A 23,565-nucleotide genomic window follows, 5' to 3' on the forward strand; every position below is an offset into this window, starting at 1 on the left:
CAGCCGATGCAACTGGGCGATCATCCGGGTGTGGTCATCGCCGAGGGACCGGCGGCGGTCGACCAGGATCCGCAGCAGGGCGAGTTGTTCGTCGTTGACCGCAGGTCGAAGACCTGCCATCCGGGTGCCGACCAACCGTCGCGGTCGGTGCCGTAACGCCCGCCGACCAGGACGGACTCGTCGGCGGCCATCACCTCGATCGTGGCGGAGCGTTTGTGTGGATCCATGCCAACGACCACTCGGTCCATACCGATCCTCCGATGCTCGATCCATCGTCTGGTTGTCGAGCCGGGAGGGCAACGCTACTTCGAGCCGAGCAAACCCCTCTTGAGCCTCTCCCCGCCCTGGGGCGACGCCCGGACCGCACAGGCCATGAGAGAGCCTCAGACCAGCGTGGGCAGCCGCAAAGAGAGCGACGGCCCGAGCGCCTGGACCGAGCCTGGCCGGGCACCGGTCCTGAGGCAATGAAACAAGTAGCCGCTGACCTGGTAAACGAAGGGGGCACCTCTCAGGTAGGTGGACCTGCTTGACCTGGACGGGGTTCCGGAATGGGTACTCCAGGGAAAGGGGGTTTCCGTCAGGTCGGGTCGCGGCCGCCGCGCAGGGCGTGCAGGATGGCGGCTTGCTGGGCGGGGTCTCGGAATAGCGGTGGGCCCTGGGTGAGTGGGTAGAGCGCGACGCGGGCGGCGATGCGCGGGTCGGACCATAGTGCGGCTTTCAACGCATTAGCGAACCAGCCTCGCATGGCGCGGCGTGGCGCTCGTCTTCGCTCATCGTGGATTGGGCGGACGGGTCGTTGGTTGCTCCTGCCACTTGACGGGCGCGGTCCAGCCAAGAACGGACGTGTATGCCCAGCGGGGAGTCGGGGAGACGCTGACCGGTTCGCCGCGCTCGGCCTTCGCGACCGCTGCAGCCAGTCCCGGGGTGCCGTCCAGGCCTAGGACGGCGGCCAGCCGTGTCGTCTCGCGCGCTGCGACCTTGCGGAGCAGGCGCGGCGGGGCGGTCTTGATGGCCGCGCGCATCGCCGGATCGTGAAGGCCGTAATCGGGGGAGGGCGGCGCGACACTGAACCATGGCTCTATCTGCGCCGACAGGACCGGTCGGGCCAGGAAGCCTGGGCCGGGTACGGTGCCGGTGATCAGGCCGGCCAGCAGCAGGGCCGGGACGTCGCGCGCATCTGCTTCAGCAGCCGGTCGGGGTCACTGCCGGCGCGCCGCTGCGGCCACATGGGGTCGAACGCGATGACCAGCGTGCCGTCGACGGCGTAGCGGAAGCCGTCGCAGGCGTAGTCGTGCCGATTGACCGAGACGGCCTCGGTGCCCCGTGACAGCGCTGTCAGCGTCTGGGGGAGCGAGCCGTCCCAACCGTCGGGTTCCAGTAGCGCCGTCCAACTGCCGAGGTTCAGCACGAACGTATGATTCGGGTATCCGGCCTCGAAGCAGTGGTGATCGTCAAAGGTCTCCTGGAAGGTGCGCGGGCGCAGTGTGTCCGGGAGAGTGCCCAGGCGCGAGAGCGCTTCGGTCTCGGGAACCTCTTTGAGGAAGGTGAGAGAGAAGATCTCACCCAGCGTCGCGAGTCGCTCGGCGTCCTCGCGCGTCGCCTGCGACATGGCTCCTCCGGAAAGGTCGGCGGCATGGCCGTGTCGATCATGGCAGCGTCCTGCGCGGAGCGGACTGGCTTCGTGACCTCGCAAGCCGGGAGCCGGAGGCTTCTGAATGCTTTAGCTCGCCGTTGACGGCTGTTGCGTGCCGGCGGTGGGGATGGTCAGGCGGTAGCCGATGAGGTGGGTGGAGTCGGGCCGGTGGTAACCGTCAGGGCGCCAGTCTTGGGCACGGTAGAAGGCCTGGGCCCGGGTGTTGAAGTCTTGGACCCAGAGTCTTGCCGCAGCGATCGGAACTTGCTGCCGCGCCCGGATGCACGCGGTGTGCAGTCGGGTCCCGACGCCCCGGCGGAAGCTGCCCGGATCGACGTACATGTGCAGTTCCCCGCTCACCTGCGGATCGGGGTCGGGGAAGCGGCAGGCGCCGATCTGCGCGAAGCCCACCGGCGTGCCGTCCCACTCGGCGAGGAAGATCGTGTGCTCGCCTGACCGCAGATGCCGCGCCCACCGCTCACGACGACGCTCGGCAGCGGTCGCGTCGACGAGTTCGGCATCGGAGATGACACCCCGGTAGTAGTCAGCGCGGGAGCATGTGTGCAGGTCGGTGATGGCGTGGCAGTCCTGCGGTGTGGCGGCACGGATTCGCAGCGGGGACCGGCTCATGATCCATGAGACGGATGGAGGCGGCCGGATGTTCTCCTTTTGCGAGTGTGCCCGACCGGCCGGCTGATTGGAGTGGCCAAGGGACTCGAACCCACAACCTACGGATTAAAAGTCCGAAACTGCTGTATCGGAGCGGCCTGCTCAGTGTCGGCCTGTGTCGATCCGTCCGCAGCGAGCCCGATTCTCGTGCCGCACGGTACCGCCGCGTGCCGATCCGGTTCGGAACCGCCGAGCCGACAAGGAGCCGACATGGACCGTTGGCGAACTCGTGGCTTGCTCGTCGGCGGCCCTGCCTGACCAGCATGGATGAAGTTTTCGGCAAGCGCAACGTGCTGGCGGTCATCGAGCACCCGCCGCATCCGTGTCCTGGGCGCCACCGCCCACCCGACCGCAACGTGGGTGACCCAGGCGGCGCGGAACCTGGTCATGGATCTGGAGGACGCCGGCTGCCGGGCACGGTTCCTGATCCGTGACCGGGACGGCAAGTTCCCTGGCCTGTTCGACGCGGTCCTGGCCGATGCCGGCATCCAGACGGTGCTGACCGGGGTGCGGATGCCGAGGATGAACGCGGCGATGGAACGGTGGGTGCAGACCTGCCCTCCGCGAACTCCTCGACCGGCCTCTGATCTGGAACCAGCGGCACCTGCTCCACACCCTCCGCGAGTTCGAGGCCTTCTACAACGAGCATCGGCCTCATCAGGGCATCGCCAACGCCCGCCCCTTGAAGTCACTGCCTTCACCGCTCACCGAACCAGACCAGATCGCCCACCTGAGCATCCGAAGAAGGCAACGTCTGGGCGGGATCCTCAACGAGTACGAGCATGCCGCTTGACCTGCACGGACGAGGTTTTCGACAGGGACAGGGCTCGACGCCGCCGAAGTCACGGATCTGCTCGCGGTCCTCGCGCCGCGGGCGGTCGGGACGCAGGTGACGGTCTTCGACCCCGATCTCGACCCGGACGGGAGCCGGGCCCGCCTCCTGGCCGACGTCCTCGTCCCCGGTCTCGAAGCGCTCGGCGAGCGTCGCTGAACCCGCACGTTCCGCCGGCCCGAGCGGCTATTTGGGCGCGCTCACCAGTTCCTTGGAGTTGGGACGGGACGGGTGGCTGCGGCCGAGCGGCCCGGCGGCCATGGCCCGGACGAGCGTCCCGGTGACCTGGGTGGTGAACGCGCGGCCGGCGTCGTCGACGCCGTGCCCGCAGGCGCGCCCGCGCATCGCGCAGACCCAGCGCATGGTGCCGGTGGCGAACACGCCCGCCCCGCTGCGCGTGGTGTAGTACGACGCGTTCGCGGTCGCCGGGCTGTTCCCGCAGGTGATCGGCGAGCGCGCGACGATCTCCAGGGTGGGCGGCGTCGGGCCGGCGCGGTTCAGCGCGTCCGCCTCGGGGCCGACCACGCCCGGGAAGTGCGTTCCCGCGCGCGCGCCGGTGCCGTGGAACAGCCAGAAGTCGGGCTCGTAGACGGTGAACGCACCCTCGGCCGGAAAGCACATGTACTGGATGCCGATGATGTCGCTCTCCGGTCGCGGTTTGGGCGGCAGCCGCCAGTCCTGCGTCGTCTCGGCCGGGTCCGTCCTGGACATCGGGTCGGCCGTGGAGTCCTTGTAGCAGATGACGAGCCGGTCGGCGCCCAGCGACGTCCCGCCGAACCGGATGTGCCGGTTGACCGCGTTGGCGCCGAGGAAGGCGATGTTGACGCCGTGGTCCCGGGCCTGCGTCGCCCGTTGGCGCATGGTGGACGACCAGTACTCGTCATGCCCGAGGCTGAGGAGGCCGCGCGCCCCGTCCAGCAGGCCGGGGTCGGCGTGCAGGTCGTTGTCCGTGCCGTACGCCAGCGGGACGCCGAGCTTCTCGGCGAGCGCGATGGCGGGCTGCTCGTAGAGCATGAACTTGTCGGCGCCGTCCTTGTCGTAGGGACGGTCGAAGCTGACCGCGTGGGCCCGGTCCGAGTCGCCTCCGGACGGCCCCTTGTACAGGTCGTAGCCGCCCCACATGTTGTACGCCTGCCAGGTGGTGGTCGCGTTGAGCACCACGACGCGTCCGGCGGCGTTCGGCGAGCGGACGGTCACCGGCACGAACCGCTGCGCGCCCGACGCGGCGGTCAGCCTGATCAGGTAGCTGCCGGCGGGCCAGCCGGACGTGGGGACGGTCAGGGACGGCCGCCACGGCGCCGAGACGGTGCGAGTCGTCCGGTCGATCCGCGGCGCGGCCTGCCGGGCGCCGGCGACCTGCCCGGACCGCCACACGCGCCGGGCTTGCGCGCCGCCGTACCAGCCCATCCGGAACGCTTCGGCGGTGAACCCGGACGTCGTGGTCGAGACGAACAGCCGGAACGAAGCCCCGGGCAGCACGCTCACGTGATCGGCGTATCCCTCGATCTCGTGCTCAGCCCCCTTGTGACGGATCCGCCAGTCCGGCGCGCCGGGCTTGGCGTTCTCGGCCGTCTGCGCGGCCGCCGTTCCGGGCCGTCCGGTGGCCGAGTGGCGGGATGCCGTGCAGGCGCCGGCCAGGACGACCACCGAGAGCACCGCCAGCGCGACCGGAGCCCTGAGCGCGCGCGGGAACGACCCTGCGCGCGGGGGACGCCCCCTTTTCGCATCGGACACGCCGCACCCACCCCTCCCATGCATTCCTCGCGGGTACCCCGTCCGCCGCCACGCACCAGTGATCGCTTCCCCCGCCCAGCGACCTTGTAACCGCCGGCGGCACCCTGGTCGACGGTTTTCCGTGCAATGACTGAAAGGTGCGAAGCCTGCTGGTGGAGGGCGGGGCCATGGCGCTCGACGACCCCGTGGGCGAGTCGCTGCGCGGCCACCACGCGCACCTCGCCCGGCGGCTCGGACGGGCCGCCGCCTACCTGCCGGGAGTCGCGACCTTCTCGGCGGTGCCCGCCGATCCGGACGCGGCGGATCGGGACGACCTCGCACGGCTGCTGGACCGCGGCGAGTTCGCCGACCTGTTCAGCAGCCCGGCGCCGCCGGACTGGGAGCCGGTCTTCCTCCTCAACGGTCTCCAGATGCTCTGGCCCGGACGCGGCGATCGTGATGGCCTCGACGGCGGTGTGGAAGAGCCGGGCGCGGACAGCGTGCCTGAGATGCTCGACCTCGTCGCACGTGCCAGGCCGGGGCCGTTCTGGCCGCGCACTCCCGAGATGGGGGCCCATCTTGGCATTCGCGAGGACGGCAGGCTGGTGGCGATGGCGGGCGAACGGCTCCCCCCGCCGGGATGACGGAGATCAGCGCCGTCTGCACCGCGCCCGAGGCCCGCGGGCCGGGCCACGCCGCCCGCCTGGTGCGCGCGCTCGCGGCCCGCATCGCCCCCCCGCGACGAGCGCCCGTTCCTGCACGTGGCCGAGAACACCGGGGCCATCGCGCTCTACGAGCGGCTCGGCTTCGAGGTCCGCAAGCGGATGACCTTCCGCGGGTTGCGCCGGGCGGGATCGCTTCTCGCGTGCGCGAAGAGCCGCATCAGGTGATGTACCGGCTCCAGGCAGATGCTCGGTGATGTGTGGCAGTGGCCAGTCCCACCAGGCCAGTGCCAGGAGGCGGTCGATGTCCTGGTCGGGGTAGCGGCGGCGCAGGAGCTTGGCCGGGTTGCCGCCGGCGATGCCGTAGTCGGGGACGTCGTCGACGACGACGGAGCCGGACGCGATGGCCGCGCCGTGGCCGATGCGGACGCCGGGCATGACCAGGGTCCGGTAGCCGAGCCAGACGTCGTGGCCCACCACGGTGTCGCCGCGTCCGGGCAGGCCGGTGATGAGGTCGAAGTGCTCGGCCCAGGAACCGCCCATGATCGGGAACGGGAAGGTCGACGGGCCGTCCATGCGGTGGTTGGCGCCGTTCATGATGAACCGCACGCCCTCGCCCAGCGCGCAGAACTTCCCGATGACCAGCCTAGAAGGCGGTCGGGTCGTCTGGATCGTCGTAGTAGGAGAACTCCCCGACCTCGACCGGCGGCGAGGTGACCAGCGGCTTGAGCAGCACTACCCGCGGCTGGTCGGGCATCGGATGCACCGGGGTCGGGTCGGCGGGAGCGGACATCGCGCATCGTCCTTCTCGGGAAGCGGGCGGGGAACGTCTGATATGCGTCACTGACTCGTGGTGTTCTCATGAACACGCGGGGCGGGGCTCGCAGGCCGTGCCGGTTCAGTGCTCTTGATCAGCCATAGGCCGGTGAACACGGCTGTGGCCAGGGTGACGGCGCCGGCCACGACGAAGGCGCTGTTGAGCCCCTGCTCGAAGGAGGCGCCGCCGGACTGCCGGGTGCGGACGACGGCTCCGAGCACCGCCACGCCGAGGACCGCGCCGATCTGCCGGGTGGTGCTGCTGATGCCCGAGGCCAGGCCGCCCTCCTGCGGGGCGACCGACTGGATGGCGGCGCCGGTCAGCGGGGACATGGTCAGGGCGAAGCCGATGCCGACGATGGCCAGCCGCCACCACACGTTGGTGTAGCCGGTGTCGGCGTGCACGAAGCCCAGCGCCAGCAGGCCCAGCCCGGCCAGTGTCAGGCCGAGGGTGACCATGATCCGGAAGCCGTAGCGGGCGGCGAGCCGGCCCGCGAACGGGCTGACGACCACCATCGCGAGCGTGGCGGGCAGGGTCTGCACCCCGGCGCGCAGGATCGAGCTGCCCTGGACGTAGACGAAGAACTGGGAGAAGAAGAACGACGATCCCATCAGCGCGAAGCCCACCACGACCATCGCGGTGTTGGAGACCGTGAACAGCCGCTGCCGGAAGAGCCGCAACGGCAGCATCGGCGCCGCGACGCGGCCCTCGACGACGACGAAGGCGGCCAGGACCACCGCCGCGACGGCGAACCCGCCCAGGATCATCGGTGAGGTCCAGCCACGGGAACCGCCTTCGATCAGCGCGTAGGTGAGCGTCCCCACGCCCAGGACCGACAGGGCCGTGCCGGGGACGTCGATCGCCGCGGCGTCCGGGTTGCGGGACTCGTTCAGGACGCGCAGACCGGCCAGCAGCAGGACCGCGCCGATGGGCACGTTGACCAGGAAGATGGCGGGCCAGCCGAAGGCCTCGGTCAGCACGCCGCCGGCCAACGGTCCGGCGGCCAGGCCGATCCCGCTGAGCCCGGCCCACAGGCCGATCGCCTTCACGCGTTCCTGCGGAGCGGGATACGCACTGACCAGCAGCGCCAGCGAAGCGGGGCTGAGCGCCGCGGCCCCGATGCCCTGCGCTACCCGTCCGGCGATCAGCCAGCCGATCGAGGGCGCGACGGCGCACAGCGCGGACGCGGCGGTGAACACCACGACGCCGGTCAGGAACAGCCGCTTGCGGCCGAAGCGGTCGGCGAAGACCCCGCCCGACAGCAGCAGCATGGCGACCAGGAGCACGTAGGCGTCGACGATCCACTGCAGCCCGGTCAGCTGGGTGTGCAGCCGCTCCTGCATGTCGGGCAGCGCCGCCCCGACGATCGTGTTGTCGAGCAGCACCATGAACTGCCCCAGGCAGGTCACCGTGAGCAACGCCGCCCGGTTCGGCACGGCCACCGGCGGTGCAGACTTCATCGCTCCTCCTAAAGCAGTTCGTTGCGGCGTTAGGAATCTAGACGATGGGGCCCGTAAACGCAACTGCGAACTGCGCTAAGGTGGGGGCATGGAGAAGCGAGAGCCGGTCCGGCGACCCGGCGGACGCAGCGCCCGCGTCCGGGCCGCGGTGCACCAGGCCGTCACCGGCCTGGTCGCCGAGCGCGGCTACGGCGAATTCACGGTCGGTGACGTCGCGGCCCGCGCGGGCGTGGCCGACACCAGCATCTACCGCCGGTGGGGCAGCCTGGAGACCCTGCTCACCGACGTGACGCTCACGCGCCTGAACGCGCAGTCGCCGATGCCCGACACCGGGAGCCTGGCCGGTGACCTGCACGCCTACGCGGCCCAGGTGGCACGCGAGATCACCGGACCCGACGGCCTGGCGGTACTGCGCCTGACCGTCGCCCTGTCCAACAGGGGCGAACAAGGCCTGCAGGCGCGCGACGACTTCCTCGCCGAACGCACCAAGTTCGTGCAGGCCATACTCGACCGCGCCGGCGAACGCGGCGAGCATCCACCCGACGTGCTGGGCGTGCTCGACCACATCATGGCCCCGATGTACATCCGCGTCCTGTTCGGCGCGGGCCCGCTCACCCCGGACTACATCGCCGGGCTCGTCGACCGGCTGCTGGCGCAGCCCTGATCTCCACCTTGCCCCGCGGTGCGGTCACCGGTCATCCCACCGGGTGAGGCTAGGAGACGGGGCCTGACGAGCATCGCTGCGAGAAGTCGCGGGAAGCGGCCCGGAGCGCGTTCCTTGGCGTGACATTCCGCGCCGATGCGCGTGGGTGGAGGTTGATCTCGCTACTGGCCGGGCGGGGGCTGATTGTGCTGGAGAAGGCCGCGCTCCCGGTGTTCGGGTCTCCTCAGGTGAGGCCCTCGGCTTGGTCCCGTCGCGCCGTTACCCAGGGCCCGGAGCTTGAGATGGCTGACGGTTTCGGCGGTGCATGCATCAGAATGCCTGCTGATCGAGAAGCGTACGGAGGGCGATCGTGACGCGATGGCGGGCAGCGGGGTTCAGGGAGGTTCGTGAGCTTGGCGATAGCGCTCAGAGCAGGGTGGTACTGGCCCAGCATCACCAGTAAGGCACACCAGTGATCATCAGATACCTGCCAACGGACGCCGCTGAAGAGGCTCAGGAACCAGCTCTACCGGCAGCCGATGGACGGCAGCGCACTGTTCCGCGCCGACGCCACGTTCTGCCCGCAGACCGGCAAGAGCGGCAGCGGCACCTCGTTCGCCTCGTACAACTACCCGAGCCGGTTCATCCGGCACTACAACAACACGCTCTGCATCGCGAGCAACGGCGGCTCCAACGCGTTCGACTCGTCCACGAACTGGGCGGCCGATGTGACCTGGGCCGTGAGCTCACCCTGGGCGTCCTGCCCCCCGTCACCGGAGCGGGTCATATTTGCGGCGTGATCTCCGGCAGCAGGGCACGCTCCGGGGAATCGGGGGACTCCCTGCGGTGCGCCACCAGGAACCAGTCGAAGGTCGCGGCGCTGCGCCCGCCCGCCAGTTCCTCGACCGTGAAGCCATCGGCGTCCTTCCGCGTGACCGCGAGGCCGTTGCACGTCCGCGTCGGCGTGAGCAGCACCCGGTAGGGCGCCTCGTCACCGTGGAAGATCACCCCTGCGGCGTCGGGGTGCAGCGCCACGGTGGCGGTCCCGTCGGACAGCTGCCCGGTACCGGACAGGTGTATCTCCGGATCCAGCGACAGCGGGCTGGTGACCGCACGCGCGCCCTGCGCGGTCGGCAGATGCGCGATCGCGGCGGTGCCGCCCGCGGAGGCGATCAGCCCGTTCGTCCACAGGCCCACCGCCGACGCGCTGGTGACGACCACGCCCAGGCCGCTGACCAGGCCATCGCTCAGCGGCGGGGCGGTGTTCCGGAAGAACGCGCAGGCGGCGGTCCGGGAGGCGTTGGTGGCGTTGATGGCCTGCGGGTTCGGGCCGGCCGCGTTGACCGTGAGCTGGGCCAGGCTGCCGGCCTCCGGCGGGGGCCCGATCCGGGACGTACCGAGCGCGGTCAGGCCGCCCTGGAGCGACGCGCTGGCCGCCGCGACCGGTCCCAGCGTGCTCGTGCCGGTCACGGTCGCGTCCGTACGTACCGTCAGGTCATGCGCGGCCAGGCTCGGTTCGGCGACGGTGACGGTGACGGACAGGCGCTTGGTCACCGTCTCGCCCTGGGACTGCGCGGTCACCGTCAGGAAGAACGTCGTGTCACGGACCAGCGGCGGCGAGGTCCAGGTGCGGACCATGCTGACGTCGTCGGTCTGGCCGTCGAAGAGGATCGTGTAGGTGGCGCCGTCCGAGCCGGCCCAGCTGAGCGTCACCGTGCCGCCGTTGGCCACCCGGGGCGCGTCGGCGGTGAAGTGCGAGACGAAGAACCCGTACGGGAATTTCGGCAGCCGCAGGGTGATGGCCGAGGACACCGGTCCGCCCTCGGCCGAGGCGGTCTCCCGGACCGTGAGCGGCACCGTCCCCACCTGCTGGTTGACGGCGATGTTGGACAGCCGGAACGCCAGCCCGGTGCCGGTGATCGTGCCGTGCTCGGCCACCGGCGTCGCGGTGAACACGCCGGCCGCGGTCTGCGCGATCTGCCACTCGGCCGGTGGTGAGGCGGTGGCCAGGATGCCCCGCACCGCCGGCGCGGTGGTCAGGTCGGTCGCGTTCGGGCCGATGGGCGCACTGAGCTGGATCTGCTGGACCTGCACGGGCGTGGTCGTGCTCGGGTTGGACACCACGATCGTGACGGTGCCGTACGAGGGATTGCCGTCCGGTGGGCTCACTTGGAGCTGCTCCGGCCCGGTGGTGACCGCGTAGTCGAGCAGGGTCTCGGCAGAAGAGTCGCTCACGGGGCCGTCCTCCGTTCCCGTCCGGCCCGGTCGGGCCCGGCGCTGGTGGATTGTCTGGTCATCGTCCGCTGCCGGTGGGGGAGTCGGGCGGGGCCTGCCGGGGACCTGGCCGCAGCGCCTCACTGAGCTGGAGCCAGCCGGTCCGGATCGTGGCCGCCGTCGAAGGGAACCGTGCCGCCTGGTCGGCCGGTGTGATCCCGTACGTCGTGGTGCCGGTCGCGGCGGCCGGCTCGACCCACGACCACGTGCCGGCCAGCTCGGCGGGCCGGGACAGCACGACATCCGGCGCCGGCGCGCCTTCCCGGGCGACCAGGTCGGTCAGCGCCGGACCGGCCCGCAACGTCACGGCCATGGCGCCGAGCGCCGAGGCGACGAAGCGCTGTGGGACGGCGAGCGTCGTCACCGGCAGGATGTCGCTGAACACGTGTACGGGAGCCTGCGGATCCACCAGCAGCGTCACGTACGCCGGAGCGGTGTCCGCGAAGCTCAGTGGCAGGAACGTCCCCGGTCCGATCGCGGTGATGTAGGGGGAGGTGACCTCCGCCGGCCGGTGGGCGGCCAGGAAACGCGCGGTGTCGGCACCGGCCAGGTAGCCGACGAGCCCGTCTCCCTTCAGCGCCGTGTCTCCGAGGCGCACCGGGAACGAATAGGCGAGCACCTCGGCCGGTTGCGGCGCGAACGTGTACGGCCAGCTCGGATCGGTACGTGCCGGCTCGGCGAACTCGCAGCGCAGGGCGGCGCGTATCAGCGCGAGCGGCCGGCCCACCAGGATCGGCAGATACGTCTCGTCGCCCGTGCCGGGCGGGTCGATGCTCCACAACGTCGCGTCGATGGTGGTCAGCAGGTCGGCGAAGGCGTCCGGGCCGGCCGCGACGAGCCCGCTCAGGAATTCCGCGAGGTGCGGGAAGACCGGGGCCAGGGCCGCTGTGTCCTCGAATCGGCTGCCGGGGTCGGTCCGCCACGACACCCGCGGCCGGCCGGTCCGGCTGATCGTCAGCGACAGGTCTCCCAGCGCGGCACCGTCCGGGGCGTAGCACTCGAGCGCCTGGTCCAGGTGGTTCGGCAGGATCCACGCGCAGACCGGGTTGGCGTCGCCGTCGATGGACAGCGGAACGGTGTCGTCTACGGCGGACACGAATCCGGCGGCCAGCCGGGCCGGCTGGAGCAGCCGGGGCGGTAGCTGTACGAAGCGGGCGGTTTGCAGTGGCAGCGCGTACGCACCCCGTGGCGCCAGGCCTTCGGCCGGGATCGGTACGAATGCGGCGGCGGATTCGGGTGACACGATGTCCACGCTCTGGCCGAAGCGGTCCACCACCGCGGCCCGGCGGAAGACGAACTGCCCGGCGCGCAGCGGCTGGAATCCCGACGGCGCCCATACGCCGTACTCCGTGCGGACCGGCCCGGGCACCGGCATGGCCACCGCACCGGTCCCGACGAGCGCGGCCATCGTCGTGGCCGGCGGGATCACCGCGGTCGAGGCGTCCGGCGCCACCGTGCTCGCCGGGTCGCGCAGCGCCAGCTGGGCGTTGAAACCGCTCAGGGTCTGGGAGAGCAGATCCCAGCCGTCGATGCTCTCGACGAACGACTCCAGGTCCGACAGGGCGACGTCGGGATTGTCGGTGAGATAGGCGTCCAGCCGGGCCTTGAAGGTGAACGTGGGCTGCGGGGTGAGGATGCTGCGCCCGGTCAGCACGATCGGATCGGCGGTGCCGGCACCCTGCCCCGACCATGTGTAGCCCGTGCCGTCGAAGCTCCACGGACTCGCCCCGCCGCCTGCCTGCCGGTACGGGATCGGGTAGTAGAGCAGCTCCCATTCCAGGAAGAGCGGCGCCCACGGCTGCGTCCACGGCGGCGGCAGGATCGCGGGCGGCGTGCCGGTGGGGTACGTGGCCGCCGTCATGGCCGCCGCGGTCGCCGCCAGGTTCTCCGGATCGGCGGTCCCGAACGCGACGGACGCGACGGTCGCGGCGTTCGCCGGATCGAGCAGGAAGAACTCCGCCAGCAGCTCCTCCGGGATCGCCGGCAGCCGGGTGTGGTCGACGGCGGGCAGCCGGCCGGCGAGGGCCTTGGAGGTGACCTTCACCTTCTTCTCGCCGACGATGGTCAGCCCGGTGACGACCTGGCCGGCGAACCGGCACGGCAGCAGGCCCGTCGCCGGGTCCGCACCGAGATCGTCCGCGAACGCGTCCGAGTGCGCGCCCGCGATCACCACCACCGGATCCGCCGCGAGCCGGAACGGCGGGAGCTCGGCGCGCTTGAGCTCGGTGCCCGCGGCCAGCGGATGCGCGACCGTGTAGCTCGCGACGGCCCGGGCGAGCTCCTCCTGGGTGCCGCCCCACGGGATCTCGGACCGCGCGGAGGCCACCACGGCTAGCTGCGCGACGACCCGCCCGGCGATCCCGCCCTGCAGCGCCGGGTCGAGGGCCGCGGCGAACATCGTGTCCGTGAGCCCTTCCGGAGGATCCGGCAGCGCGGCCGCGTTGCCGCGCTTCCACCACGTCTCGTACAGCTCGCCCCGCAGGGATTCCAGCTCGCGGACCGCCTGGTCGTACCGGGCCTGGGCCTGGTTGAGGGCCGGCAGCCAGGCGGGCTGCGGGACGGGGGTGCTCTCCTGGAGCGCCGCCTGGGTGTCGCCGTCCGGCGGGGTCGCCACCACCTCCCACGTCGAACCGCCGGACCGCGAGCCGAACCAGGCGTCGTGGATCCTGGTCTCCAGCAGCGCCGGGCCGTCCGGCTGGTCCAGCGACCGGAGCAGGTCGTACTGGAACGCCTCCAGCAGATCCGGGTCGATGCCCTGCCGCTGCCGCTCGGCCGCCTGCCACCGGATCAGGGCGGTGAGCGCGTCCACCGAGGTGTTGCCGACCGCCAGCCGGGTCGCCGCAGGCCGCCGGCCGATGGCGGTGCCCGACCAGACCAGGCCCCGCACAATGCCGTGAAAGACCGACGTCCGTGCGCTCTGCGGCCCCGCCGAGGTCCAGCCGAGGTCCGCCAGAACGGTCGCGTAATCGTCCGGTCCGGCGAGGATGTCCGCGGACGGCTGGGAGTACCACCCCGCGACGAGGTAGCTGAGCACCTCGCCTTCCCGCACCTCGGTGACCGGGTCATGGAGGGAGAACACGTTCATCACATGCGGCTGGTAGGCGGCGAACGCGACGTCGCCCGGCGCGACCGCGGTCAGGAACGCCGGCCGGGTGCCGGTCTCCGCCCAGCGTTCCAGCGGCAGCGCGCGGCCGATCAGCGTCGGGGTCGGCGTCGTGGCCGCCGGGTCGAGGTACGGAACCGTACCGTCGGGCCCGAGGTGGTCGCTCTCGACGACCCAGGACGTCGCGGTACGCGCGTCCGGGGTGTCCACCGGCCCCGCCATCCGGACCACCAGCCAGCGGTTCGGCACCAGGTGGAAGGTCGTCGTCCCGGTGGCGGACTGATGGACACCGTGGCGCAGCCCGACCGGGAGCGTCCAGTGCAGGTGGACTCCGTCGTCCAGCGGATCGGAGGCCCAGTCGGGGTCGCCGCCGGAGAACGGAGGCGGCTCCGGCGACACGTACGCGGCCAGATTGGTGTAGTCCATGCTCCAGCGCTGGAAGCCCTGGGCGCGCACGCGAGGATTCACCACGAGCGCCTGCACCTGGACGGGCACGAGCAACGGCGAGATGGGGGCCATGGTTATCGGCTCTCTTCCTGCGTGCCCGGCCGGCCGGTCGGCCCTTGGAAAGTCAGCTGCTGCGGCGTAAGGAACAGCTGAGTGGCGAGCAGTGCGGAGCCCATCGGCGCGGCATCGCCGAGGACGCCGCGCAACGCGTGCGCGAGGGCGGCCACGGTGAGGACGCGCCGCCCGATGCCGCCCGTCACGGGCCGGGTGTAGCCGCTGAGCACATCGCCGGTGCCGGCTGCCGGGAACCTGGTGTTCAGCGCGGTGCCATCGGGGGCGCGCAGGTGCAGGAGGTTTCCGGCCGCCAGCCCGAAACGCAGGCCGTGCCAGGGCTCGCCGAAAGTGACCGAGCCGGGGACGCCGTCGAAGATCGCGAGCAGCACGGTGTCGGACAGCCGGTCCAGGCGCAGCAGCGGCGTGGCGCCGCCGTCCGCCTGGACCACCAGGCCGGGCCATCCGGAGACCGCCGCCGAGCGGAGCAGGAAACCGGCCCGGGCCGGCGGCGCGGCCGTCGCGGCCAGGCCGACCGCGGGACCTGTCGGGACGACCAGGTCCGGGCGCTCGCGGCGGTCGGCCCGCACCCGGCCGACCTTCTCGGCGACCGTCCGCGTTATCGAGGCGCCCCAGGCGGCGTGCAGTTCGAGGTCCCGGCTGCCTTCGACGCCGATGCTCAGCGCTCCGTCGGTCAGCGCGGCGATCCAGTTCTCGTCCAGGTAGAAGAAACGGATGGACTCCACCGGGAGCATCCGCTCGTCCGGTACCAGGTGCCGGAACGGCACCTGGTGCAGCAGCGCCAGCCTGGCCAGCCAGTCGGTGACCGGATCCATGGCATCGGTCACGTGGTCGGCGAGGACGCCCTGCACCTCGGCATGGGCCAGCAGCCCGCGGGTCGCCGCCACCGGGTCCGCGGCCGTCCGTACGACCGGCGCCATCGCGGCCGCCGGATGCACCGGCGGCGCGGCGGGTGTCTCGGCGGCCTGGCCCAGCGCCGCCGACAACTCGGCGCCCATGCCGTCCTTCAGGAGCGCACCGAAGTGCCGCCATGCCCACCGCGGGCCGACGGGTCGTTGCGGCGGCCGCGCCTCCGCCCGCGCGAGCCGACCCCAGGTGAGCCGCCCGGCAACGTCGCCGAGGGCACGATAGGCGGCCCGCCGGCCGTTCACCAGCGCGACCGCGAACGCCCGGTCGGAGAGCGCCGCGAGGCGGCCCGCCTCGAAGGCGACGGCGTAGGACAGGTCGAAGACGCCTTGGTCCTCAAGGTAGATGGTGACGTCTGACGCGGCGGCATAGTGCCCGATCTGGTGGGAGCGCACCGGCAGCGGCGGCGGCACCACCGGCGAGAACGGCCCCCGGTACCAAGCGAACGTGTCCTCACCGGTCGCGGTGTGGTACGACAGCGGGACGTAGCCCTCGGCCAGCCGCTTGGTGGCGGGCGAGGGCGGCGCCGAGGCGGGGACCGGGACCCGGGGCAGCAGCGCCGCCCCCGGTGCCACGAGACCGCCCATCAGTTGCGCGAAATCCTCCGTCGCCGCCGGATTCGACACGAACGACCAGGACGCCAGGACCGCGAGCCGTACGCTCGACGCCTGCGACCGGCCGGCCCCGCCCGGCAGATACTCCGTGAGTCCCTCGATGGAGACCAGGCAGGCGAGGCTGCGCGTACCCGTACCGTCCGCGGCGACCGTGGAGCCGGGAAGACGGTTGCCGACCACGACGGAGTACCACCCGTCCGAGGAGGCGGCGGACTCCGCCTGATGCGCCGTGTCGATCTGCCGGACGTGCGCCAGCAGCGCCGCCTCCGGGAGAGAGGGCGCGACCGCGGTGAACGCGGCGAGCGGTACGACGACACTGGTCATCGTGCCGGCCAGCACGTCCGCGGGGATCGAGGCGGCCGGGATCCGGGGGACCAGGACGCCCGGGTCCGGCGAGGTGAGGAACTCGGCGACCGTTGAGACGCGCAGGGGCAGCGACGTCGCCGGATCGGGAAGCACCTCGCCCGCCTGGAACGTCAGCAGCGCCAGCCACGGAACGGCGGGATCGCCGGACACCGCACGCTCCCACGGCAGGGTGCGGTGGTTCAGCACGATGCTGGGCAGCACGTTCCCGTAGACGCCGTTGCTGTCCGCCGGCGGGAACTGCTCGCCGATGTCTCCGGGTGCGAGCGCGAAACGCGGTCCGGCGACGGTGAAGGACTGTACGTGCGGGACGAAGTAGGTCCCGGTGTCCATGCCCTGGACGGTCTGCCGCACCGAGATCTGGTAGGTGCCCGCCTCGAGGCCGGGGCGGAAGTGATCGTAGAGCTGGATCGTGCCGGGCGGCAGGTGAACGTCGGTCCCGTCCGTCATGGCACCCTCCTGTCTTCCGCGCTTTCAGGAACCCGCCGGTACGAGCAGCGGCTGGTCGGTGAACAGCACCTCGGTCTGGGCGGCGAAACGGGTGAGCGGGCCGTTGGTGGCCGGGGCGAGGCCGAGCTGCGACAACGCCGTGAAGAGCTCGTCGCGCCGGGCGGCTCCCACGGCGGCGATCTGGTCGGTGATGGTCGCGACCGTGTCGCCGAGTACGGGCACGTCACCGGTGGCTCCGGCCCGGCCGGTCACCGGCAGCACGCCGGCCGGGAGCACCGGGTCGATGCCGAGCGCTGCCGCCACCGCGATCGGGCCCGCCGTCCACCCCTGCTGCGGGGCCGGAGCCCGGACGCTGAGGCCGGTCAGCCGGCCGGTGACAAGCTGGTCGCGGCCGGCCGGGACGCCCTTGCCGTCACCGGTGCCCCACAGCGCCTTCGGCAGGTTCGCGGTCGTGGCGGTGACCTGCCAGCCGGCCGCGGCCAGGTCGATCTCGGCGCCGCCCACCGTGATCCACATCCGCTGATCGACGGTGAGCCCGGTCCTGCGCATCGGCCGGATGTCGACCTTGGCGCCCGACTGGACCGGGGTCTGCGTGCTCTGGCCGATGAACAGCCTGGTGGACGGCACCGCCGACCGGATCGAGAACGCGAACCCGTCCGGGCGCGCCTGCCACGGCGCCGGGGCCGGCGCACCCGCGGTGGTGACGGGCGTCGCGGCGGCGAGCGCGGCGTTGTCGGTCTGCTGTGCCGCCAGGCCGGCCGCCGCGGTGAAGGTCGTCGCGTCGGCGGCGGGCGGCAGCAGCGCCTGGAAGCCGGTCCAGTCCAGCGGCTGCGGGTCGGACGCGGGCCGCGCGCCGAAGCTCACCGTGAACGACACCACCCACAGTCGTATCGTCGCGGTGCCCCCGGTCGGCGGCCCCGCCAGCTGGAGGTCGGCGCCTGCCTCCAGATGCAGCGTCTTCCTCGTGAAGAGCAGGTTGACGGTGTACTCCACGCCGACGCTCACGCCGACCCGGACGCTGAAGTGGAACGGGCTCCACAGCATGATGAGGTCGGCGTGCGCGGTGAACCACGCTCTGAGGTTGCCGTCGCTGTAGCGGACGGCGAGCGCTCCACCGGCCATCACCGCCGCCGGCGTCAGGGCGAAGTAGACGCTGCCGGAGATGCTCACCGTCTTGTCGAGCGACCAGGAGAAACCGAGCGGCGCCACGACCGGATAGTGCGGCGGCGGGACGAAGTTGGGGTGGTAGCCGCCCAGCACGACGACGAAGTCCCCGGCCTGGGCGTGCCGGCCGAACCACACGTAAAAGGCGAAGCCGCCGGTCAGCAGGCACGCCGGATCCAGCAGGTAGGAGTTGCGGGTCAGGCCCGCGGTGAGCGCGAAGAACCCGTCGTCGGGCCGCAGCAGCGCCCGCAACTGCAGCTGAATCTGCGCGTACGGCCGCTGCGCGGTGGACTTGGGGAAGCGGGCCGTCGAGATGCCCAGCAGCGCGATCGTCAGCTCGTTGCCGAACTCGACGACGAGCAGCGCGGTGGAGTCCAGCAGCTGGAACGTGCTGAAACGGATGCCCACCGCCAGCCAGTTCTGCCCGAGCGTGGGGCTGATCCACGGTTTCGCCCCGCCGGTCAGGGAGGCCAGCGCCTGCATGGGCGTGGCCTTTGCGCCGCCGAGCGCCGCCGGGTCGGACAGGCCACCGACCAGCGGGAAGGAGATCACCTCGTCCGGGCCCGGGATCCGGATCGAGCTGTTGTAGCCGAAACCTCCCGCCAGGCCGGTGACGAAGAACGCGGGCGGTCCACCGAAAGCGCCGCTCACCTGAAGGAAGACGAACATGGACGGCTCGCCGTTGATCTCGGCGTACGACCCGTACGCCGTCACCCCCCACTGCGGCAGCGTCACCACCACCGCCCCGTCGTACTGGAACGTCGCACCGCCGGTGGGCGTCACCTTCGCGAACCCGCCCCCGATCGTGAGCGGCGGGTTGGCATACGCGACCCCGAGCCCACGCAGATCGAACCGCGGACTGAAACCGGTGATCGGCGAACCGATCGACGCGCCTTGCAGCGTCAGCGCCAACCCGCCGACGGCAAGCGAGGCGTCCAGCAGGAACCACAGCGTGCCATCGGCGTACCGGACCCCGACCCGCTCGAATGTGATCGGCCCGAACGCCTTCTGCACGGTGAACCACGCCGTACCGTCCGACTCGGCGGGCGGAGTCGAGCGCACCGCGTCGCCGCCCTTGGGCGCGGCCACGACCGTGCCGCCGGCCGCCGGGGGCGGACCGGCCGTCTGAGACACGGCGCCGAGGCTGATGGGGTAGGTCTGCGGCCCGAAGCGCAGCGTGGCCGACAACGCGATCGCCGAGGCGGTGCCCTGCGCCGGCAGCCGCGGATACCCGGCCGGGATGAGCCTGTTCACGGCCGCCGCCACCGGCCCGCTGATGGCGGTGGAGGCCATCACCACCTGGAGGTCCTCCACCGCACAGGTGTCGGCGGCACCGAGTACCTGGCCGAGAAGCGGAATGTCGGAGATGTCGATCGGATGCCCGACCGCCAGCGCCGCGAAGTAGGCGGTGGCCCTGGCCTCGGTCCTGCCATCCGTGTTGCCGCCGGCCGCCCGGTCCGCGGGCACCGGGGTCGCGACGAACACCGCCGCCCCGTACGACAGAGACCGCGCCGCCACGACGAATTCCGACTTCGCCACGTCGTAGGTGAGGGTCGCTGTGGTGAGCCGCAGATCGAGCCCGTCCGGCACCTGTGGCGCGGGCAGTCCGAGCGCGCCGGCCAGATCGCCGAATCCGACGTACTGACGCTCCGGCGCCACCCGCCAGGTCGCGACGAGCACGACATCCGCCGGCTGCGCGCCCAGGTCGAAGGTCAGGTCGAAGATGAGCGCGCCGACGGTCAGGGTGCCGCCGAACGTCGCCGAATAACCCGCGGTCCCGGCCGTGGTCGCCGGGCCCGCCGCCGTCTCGGCGGTCCGGGTGACGGCGACCGTCACGACCAGCCGGGCGTCCGCCCCGGCGACGGTGAAGTCGGCCTCCGCTCCGAAGTCGAACTTTCCCGTGCCGGTCTCGTACGACACGCTCACGTCGGTGAGGGTCAGGGTGCGCAGGATCTCCGGCACGGTGCCGATACCGAACGACGTGGCCAGGGAGGTGAGCAGGTCACCCACGGCGATCACCGAACCGGGCCGGGTCGCTCCCGCGAACGCCCAGCCGGTGGTCGCGCCCTCGTACCCGGCCTCCAGTTGCACTTCGATCGAGTCGCCCAGCGCCAGGACGCCCTCCACCGAGCCGGTCAGGCCCACGCCCCTGCCGTAGGACAGCGCGGCCCCGACCTGCTCGATGGCCAGCGGACCGGCACCCCACACGTTGTCGATCACCAGGTACACCGAGTAGACGCCGATGCCCGGCGCCGCAGAGAAGGTGGCGTCGGCGACGGTGAGGCCGGCCGGCACCCCGTCGGCCGGCAGGCCGAGCGAGGACAGGATCGTCGCGACGGCGACCGGTGCTCCGTTGTGCAGCGTGCCGCTGAGGGCGCCGTCCGGCAGCCGCAGTGCCACGTCAAGCCGGAGCGCGCCCAGGCTGATCAGGCTGGTGACGCTCACGAAGTCCAGGGACGGCGCGCTCCAGTCGAAGCCGACGGTCACCGACGTGATCGCCGCGTCCAGGGCCCCGGTGTCCAGCCGCAGCGCCCGCAGGCCGCTGGTCAGCCGGGTCGCCGACGCCTCGCCGTCACCGCCGGTACCGGCGATCCACCGGGCCAGCGCCGCGATGCCCGGGAACGCGCCACCGCCGGTCGGGCGGAGGAAGGCGGTCCAGTGCGTGCCCGGCCGCATACCCACGCCGAGGTCGACGCCGGTACCGCCGATCTGGAGGTGGCTGACCAGCGTCACCGAGTACGAGCCCGGGCCGAAGACTCCGGCGATGTCGACGCCGTGCAGTTCGAGCACGGTGGGCAGCGCGGCCCAGGTCGCGCCCGCCACGCTGACCGTCGCGGCGAGTACCGGCTGGTAGCCGGTGTTCGGGTAGAAGGTGAGCGCGAATCCGGACGGCTGGACGGTGGTCACGGTGTCCAGGGCGTCCAAGCCCTGCGGTACCGGCAACGGCGAGACCACGGTGCCCTGGCCGAGGCCGATCAGGTCGGTGCCCCTCACCTCGCCGACCGAGCCGGTGAGCGTGATCGTCCAGCCGATCGTGTCCTGCGCGTCCTGCGCGGCTCCGTTCGCCGCGGAGCCGGTCTGTGCGGGCTCGGCCACCGAGGTGAGGGTGACGGCGGCGGTGGCCGCGCCTACGGGAAGGGTGCCGGTCACGGTGCCGGTCACCCGGGACGTGGACGTCGTCCGGTCGTTGGTGATGGTCACCGTCACGCTCGTCACGGTCACGGCGAGCTCGACGAAGCCCTGTACCGGCCAGGTCGCACGGCCTGCGGACCCGCCATCACCGGCACCGGCGGTGCCGGTGATGGTGAGCGTGTCGCCGGCCGGCGCGAGTGGCTCCGCCTGCCTGGCCAGCGTGAGGCTCTGGCCTGGAACCCCGCCGAGGAACGCGCGCAGCTCCGCCGGGAGCGTACGGTCGGTGGCCGCCATGACGAGCCGGGTCCCCTGCGCGGTCAGTGCGGCACCCAGCGCGACGAGATCGATCATTTCGCGTCTCCTGCCCCGTGCCGTTCGTACGAGCCGGTCACCACGCGATCGTGTCCACTTGTGCCATGCCGCCGGGCGCGCCACCTGCCGGCGGCGCCCAGCACCAGTAATCAACGGTGAACTGCCGGCCGGCGCCCATACTCTGATGCTGGAGGACACGCAGATGGAGATCACCGCGATTGATCGCGGCCAGATTGTTCGGATCGTTGTCGCCGGCCACGCGGGACCTGTTGCCGCCGCCGAGCTGAGCGTTCCCGCTGGAGGCGGGAATGTGGGCGCGATTTACCGGCCGGCAGTTCGTCAGGTAGAACTTGTCGATCGAGGCCTGACCCTGCAGCCTGTTGATAAGCGGCTGATCCGGGTGGTTGTACTTGTCACCGCAGGAGATGAACGCCGCCCTCGGTGCGAGATTCGTCAGCAGATTGACGCCGGTGGAGTTCGTCGCCCCGTGATGGCCGCACTTGAACGCGGCCAGCGGCGGGGGCACCGGCGGTGCCGGAAGAGTGCCGTTGGCGCCGTTGGGCAACGGCCATTGGCGCAGGGCGGCTTCGATGAGATCTTCGCCCTGGATGGGCAGATCGCCGGCGGTGAAGAAGAGGAAGTCGTTGAAGCGGATCACCACGCCGATGCTGACGCCGTTCGCCTGCGTGCCACCCGCGAAGTTGGCCGGCTGTTGCCCCACGCCCTGCCAGGCGTTACCGGACGGCACGATGGTCGTGGGGTCGGGGCCTGAGACCACGATGGCCACCGGAGCACCTGCCGGCGGCGCGTTCCCTCCCCACAGCACTTCACTGCCCAAGCCCGGTACCAGGATCCGCGCCCGGTTCACGCCCGGTGCCGCGGTCAGCGGGCTGTCGTTCGTCCGGCCCGCGACCGCCACCGGGTAGGTGTCCTTCGGCTTGATCACCAGCCCTATGTCGATGATGTCGGTGCCGGCGTAACGGCCGCCGGTACGGAACCGCGCGTACTGGGGAATCGTCGATGCCAGCCCGTCGAAGAAGGCGTGCTCGATCAACTGGTTCCGCATGGGCGCCGGGTCGTTGTTGGCGATGCTGTTGGCGGCGGCGATGGCCACCGCCCGGGCCGCGCTCGCGCGCTTGCCGCCGTTCACGATGAGGGTCGGCGACGGGAACGCGCCGTGCGCGTTGACGGCGACGACGCCGAAGCGGATCGCTTGCAGATCAAGGACCCCGGCACCGGCGGCCAGGGCCGCGTTGGCCGCGTTCACCGCGACGGGATTGACCGCCGCGGCGGTCGCGCCCCAGGAGCCCCAGAGCGCACCCGCCGTGGCCGCGGCCACGGCGGCGAGGATCTCCGGCCGGCTCTGCCCCGCGTGTGCGGCCGCCACGGCCTGCGGAACCGGCGCGACGGCCGTGACGAGATTCGACAGGTTGTCGGCGTAGAGCAGGTTGGTGATACCGGCGGAGTGGTCGATGTCGTAGTGGGTGACCAGGATGTAGTCCGGCCCGCCCAGCGGCAGCTCCGTCACGATCTTGTCGTGCACGGTCTCGGCGTAGGGGTCCAGCCCCCCGTCGATCAACAGCGACCTGCGGCTGCCCGGGACCGCCGTATCCTCGGCGATGATCAAGCTGCTCTCGCCGGCGTTCACGTCGATGGTGTGGATGTCCAACTGCCAGGCCACAATGCCCCCTCGCCCATCCCATCCCCCGGGAGAACAGTGCGGTCGATCTCAGGGGCCGTCAAGGTCACCGCGCGGTTCCGGCGGTACGGTGCCGGGTGCCTCGGACCGCTCGGGACGTGCGGGGGCGGGCGGTGCCGCTGCCCTGATCCGGAGGATCCGCAGCCCGGCGATCGTTGAGTGAGCCGGCGGCGACGCCCTTTATCCCTCGCACCTGCCCACGTCCAGTGCTGTGAAGGACAGGAAACCGAGATCCCCGGGCCACCACACGCTCACGGCCGCCGACCCCCGCCATGGTGACGGTACGCAGCCCGGAGCGGACGCCGAAGGTCCGACGTCTCTCTGCTTGACCGGTGCGGATGGCCGCCGGGGGCGCGACGGGGGCGCGACGGGGGCGCGACACCGCCTTGACGATGGGCACAAATCCTCGTATTCGCAGCTCAGCGAGGGCGTTGGTCTCGGTGGGCGAGAGGAGAGGCGGGCATCCTGGATCGGTGCGCATGCTCTTGTTTCGCTACACTCCCCGACCGTCCGCGGCCTTGAGGTTGTCGTAAGGGACCTTGCCGGTCGGCAGCCCTCTAATATGCGGGTCTGTTGTCGACCCGGTCCTCGCTGTCGGCG

Annotated in this window: 15 protein-coding genes and 1 pseudogene; 4 read left to right on the forward strand and 12 right to left on the reverse strand. The window is 71.6% G+C overall.

What is annotated here, in order from left to right; translation table 11 throughout:
- Nucleotides 1–770: 770 nt before the first annotated feature.
- The 4 genes from ABD296_RS21395 to ABD296_RS21410 form a co-directional block, all read right to left on the reverse strand.
- Nucleotides 771–1,022 carry a hypothetical protein gene (locus ABD296_RS21395; RefSeq protein WP_344269752.1) on the reverse strand — a complete coding sequence of 84 codons (252 nt, stop codon included), beginning with the start codon at nucleotides 1,020–1,022 and terminating at the stop codon, nucleotides 771–773.
- 116 nt (nucleotides 1,023–1,138) lie between these two features.
- Nucleotides 1,139–1,609, reverse strand: coding sequence for a DUF6461 domain-containing protein (locus ABD296_RS21400; RefSeq protein ID WP_344269755.1), 471 nt, complete (start codon nucleotides 1,607–1,609; stop codon nucleotides 1,139–1,141).
- Between the two features lie 111 nt (nucleotides 1,610–1,720).
- Nucleotides 1,721–2,263 carry a GNAT family N-acetyltransferase gene (locus ABD296_RS21405; protein ID WP_344269758.1) on the reverse strand — a complete coding sequence of 181 codons (543 nt, stop codon included), beginning with the start codon at nucleotides 2,261–2,263 and terminating at the stop codon, nucleotides 1,721–1,723.
- 1,057 nt (nucleotides 2,264–3,320) lie between these two features.
- The gene (locus ABD296_RS21410) at nucleotides 3,321–4,868 is read right to left on the reverse strand and encodes a N,N-dimethylformamidase beta subunit family domain-containing protein (protein ID WP_344269761.1); all 1,548 of its coding nucleotides are present in this window, start codon (nucleotides 4,866–4,868) and stop codon (nucleotides 3,321–3,323) included.
- Between the two features lie 137 nt (nucleotides 4,869–5,005).
- Here ABD296_RS21410 and ABD296_RS21415 point away from each other — a divergent pair, with 137 nt between their 5' ends.
- Entirely contained in the window at nucleotides 5,006–5,491 is a 486-nt protein-coding gene (locus tag ABD296_RS21415) for a hypothetical protein (RefSeq protein WP_344269764.1), read from the forward strand.
- The gene (locus ABD296_RS21420) at nucleotides 5,488–5,766 is read left to right on the forward strand and encodes a GNAT family N-acetyltransferase (protein ID WP_344269904.1); all 279 of its coding nucleotides are present in this window, start codon (nucleotides 5,488–5,490) and stop codon (nucleotides 5,764–5,766) included. The genes ABD296_RS21415 and ABD296_RS21420 overlap by 4 nt, the downstream gene beginning before the upstream one ends.
- Nucleotides 5,767–5,941: 175 nt before the next feature.
- Here ABD296_RS21420 and ABD296_RS21425 read toward each other — a convergent pair.
- The 3 genes and pseudogenes from ABD296_RS21425 to ABD296_RS21435 form a co-directional block, all read right to left on the reverse strand.
- A pseudogene (locus ABD296_RS21425) lies at nucleotides 5,942–6,106 on the reverse strand (antibiotic acetyltransferase); the annotation flags it as partial.
- 49 nt (nucleotides 6,107–6,155) lie between these two features.
- Nucleotides 6,156–6,302 (reverse strand): hypothetical protein, encoded by a 147-nt coding sequence (locus tag ABD296_RS21430; RefSeq protein WP_344269767.1) that lies wholly within the window; start codon nucleotides 6,300–6,302, stop codon nucleotides 6,156–6,158.
- A gap of 47 nt (nucleotides 6,303–6,349) precedes the next feature.
- Nucleotides 6,350–7,786: an MFS transporter gene (locus ABD296_RS21435; protein ID WP_344269770.1), complete on the reverse strand. Its 1,437-nt coding sequence runs from the start codon at nucleotides 7,784–7,786 to the stop codon at nucleotides 6,350–6,352.
- Nucleotides 7,787–7,874: 88 nt separating this feature from the next.
- Here ABD296_RS21435 and ABD296_RS21440 point away from each other — a divergent pair, with 88 nt between their 5' ends.
- Both ABD296_RS21440 and ABD296_RS21445 read left to right on the forward strand, forming a co-directional pair.
- Nucleotides 7,875–8,450: a TetR/AcrR family transcriptional regulator gene (locus ABD296_RS21440; protein WP_344269773.1), complete on the forward strand. Its 576-nt coding sequence runs from the start codon at nucleotides 7,875–7,877 to the stop codon at nucleotides 8,448–8,450.
- A 482-nt stretch (nucleotides 8,451–8,932) separates the two neighbouring features.
- Nucleotides 8,933–9,229, forward strand: a complete 297-nt coding sequence (locus tag ABD296_RS21445; RefSeq protein WP_344269907.1) for an AbfB domain-containing protein — start codon at nucleotides 8,933–8,935, stop codon at nucleotides 9,227–9,229.
- On the opposite strand, the gene ABD296_RS21450 is transcribed toward ABD296_RS21445, so the two are convergent.
- The 5 genes from ABD296_RS21450 to ABD296_RS21470 are packed head-to-tail and all read right to left on the reverse strand — an operon-like array spanning nucleotide 9,213 to nucleotide 22,947.
- Entirely contained in the window at nucleotides 9,213–10,664 is a 1,452-nt protein-coding gene (locus ABD296_RS21450) for a hypothetical protein (RefSeq protein WP_344269776.1), read from the reverse strand. The two genes, ABD296_RS21445 and ABD296_RS21450, sit on opposite strands and share 17 nt — an antisense overlap.
- A 58-nt stretch (nucleotides 10,665–10,722) precedes the next feature.
- Nucleotides 10,723–14,325: a hypothetical protein gene (locus ABD296_RS21455; RefSeq protein ID WP_344269779.1), complete on the reverse strand. Its 3,603-nt coding sequence runs from the start codon at nucleotides 14,323–14,325 to the stop codon at nucleotides 10,723–10,725.
- Between the two features lie 2 nt (nucleotides 14,326–14,327).
- Nucleotides 14,328–16,658, reverse strand: a complete 2,331-nt coding sequence (locus tag ABD296_RS21460; protein WP_344269781.1) for a hypothetical protein — start codon at nucleotides 16,656–16,658, stop codon at nucleotides 14,328–14,330.
- Nucleotides 16,659–16,682: 24 nt separating this feature from the next.
- On the reverse strand, nucleotides 16,683–21,305 hold the full coding sequence (locus ABD296_RS21465) for a DUF6603 domain-containing protein (protein WP_344269784.1): 4,623 nt from the start codon (nucleotides 21,303–21,305) through the stop codon (nucleotides 16,683–16,685).
- Between the two features lie 37 nt (nucleotides 21,306–21,342).
- On the reverse strand, nucleotides 21,343–22,947 hold the full coding sequence (locus ABD296_RS21470) for an MBL fold metallo-hydrolase (protein ID WP_344269787.1): 1,605 nt from the start codon (nucleotides 22,945–22,947) through the stop codon (nucleotides 21,343–21,345).
- Between the last annotated feature and the right edge of the window lie 618 nt (nucleotides 22,948–23,565).

The organism is Actinomadura napierensis, assembly GCF_039529375.1.
GTDB classification, from domain to species: domain Bacteria; phylum Actinomycetota; class Actinomycetes; order Streptosporangiales; family Streptosporangiaceae; genus Spirillospora; species Spirillospora napierensis.

Bases quoted from the DNA above. Each gene is read 5' to 3' on its own strand.
- ABD296_RS21430 (WP_344269767.1), bottom strand. From the start codon at position 6,302: ATGTCCGCTCCCGCCGACCCGACCCCGGTGCATCCGATGCCCGACCAG.
- ABD296_RS21440 (WP_344269773.1), top strand. From the start codon at position 7,875: ATGGAGAAGCGAGAGCCGGTCCGGCGACCCGGCGGACGCAGCGCCCGC.
- ABD296_RS21420 (WP_344269904.1), top strand. From the start codon at position 5,488: ATGACGGAGATCAGCGCCGTCTGCACCGCGCCCGAGGCCCGCGGGCCG.
- ABD296_RS21460 (WP_344269781.1), bottom strand. From the start codon at position 16,658: ATGACGGACGGGACCGACGTTCACCTGCCGCCCGGCACGATCCAGCTC.
- ABD296_RS21455 (WP_344269779.1), bottom strand. From the start codon at position 14,325: ATGGCCCCCATCTCGCCGTTGCTCGTGCCCGTCCAGGTGCAGGCGCTC.
- ABD296_RS21405 (WP_344269758.1), bottom strand. From the start codon at position 2,263: ATGAGCCGGTCCCCGCTGCGAATCCGTGCCGCCACACCGCAGGACTGC.
- ABD296_RS21435 (WP_344269770.1), bottom strand. From the start codon at position 7,786: ATGAAGTCTGCACCGCCGGTGGCCGTGCCGAACCGGGCGGCGTTGCTC.
- ABD296_RS21395 (WP_344269752.1), bottom strand. From the start codon at position 1,022: ATGCGCGCGGCCATCAAGACCGCCCCGCCGCGCCTGCTCCGCAAGGTC.
- ABD296_RS21465 (WP_344269784.1), bottom strand. From the start codon at position 21,305: ATGATCGATCTCGTCGCGCTGGGTGCCGCACTGACCGCGCAGGGGACC.
- ABD296_RS21400 (WP_344269755.1), bottom strand. From the start codon at position 1,609: ATGTCGCAGGCGACGCGCGAGGACGCCGAGCGACTCGCGACGCTGGGT.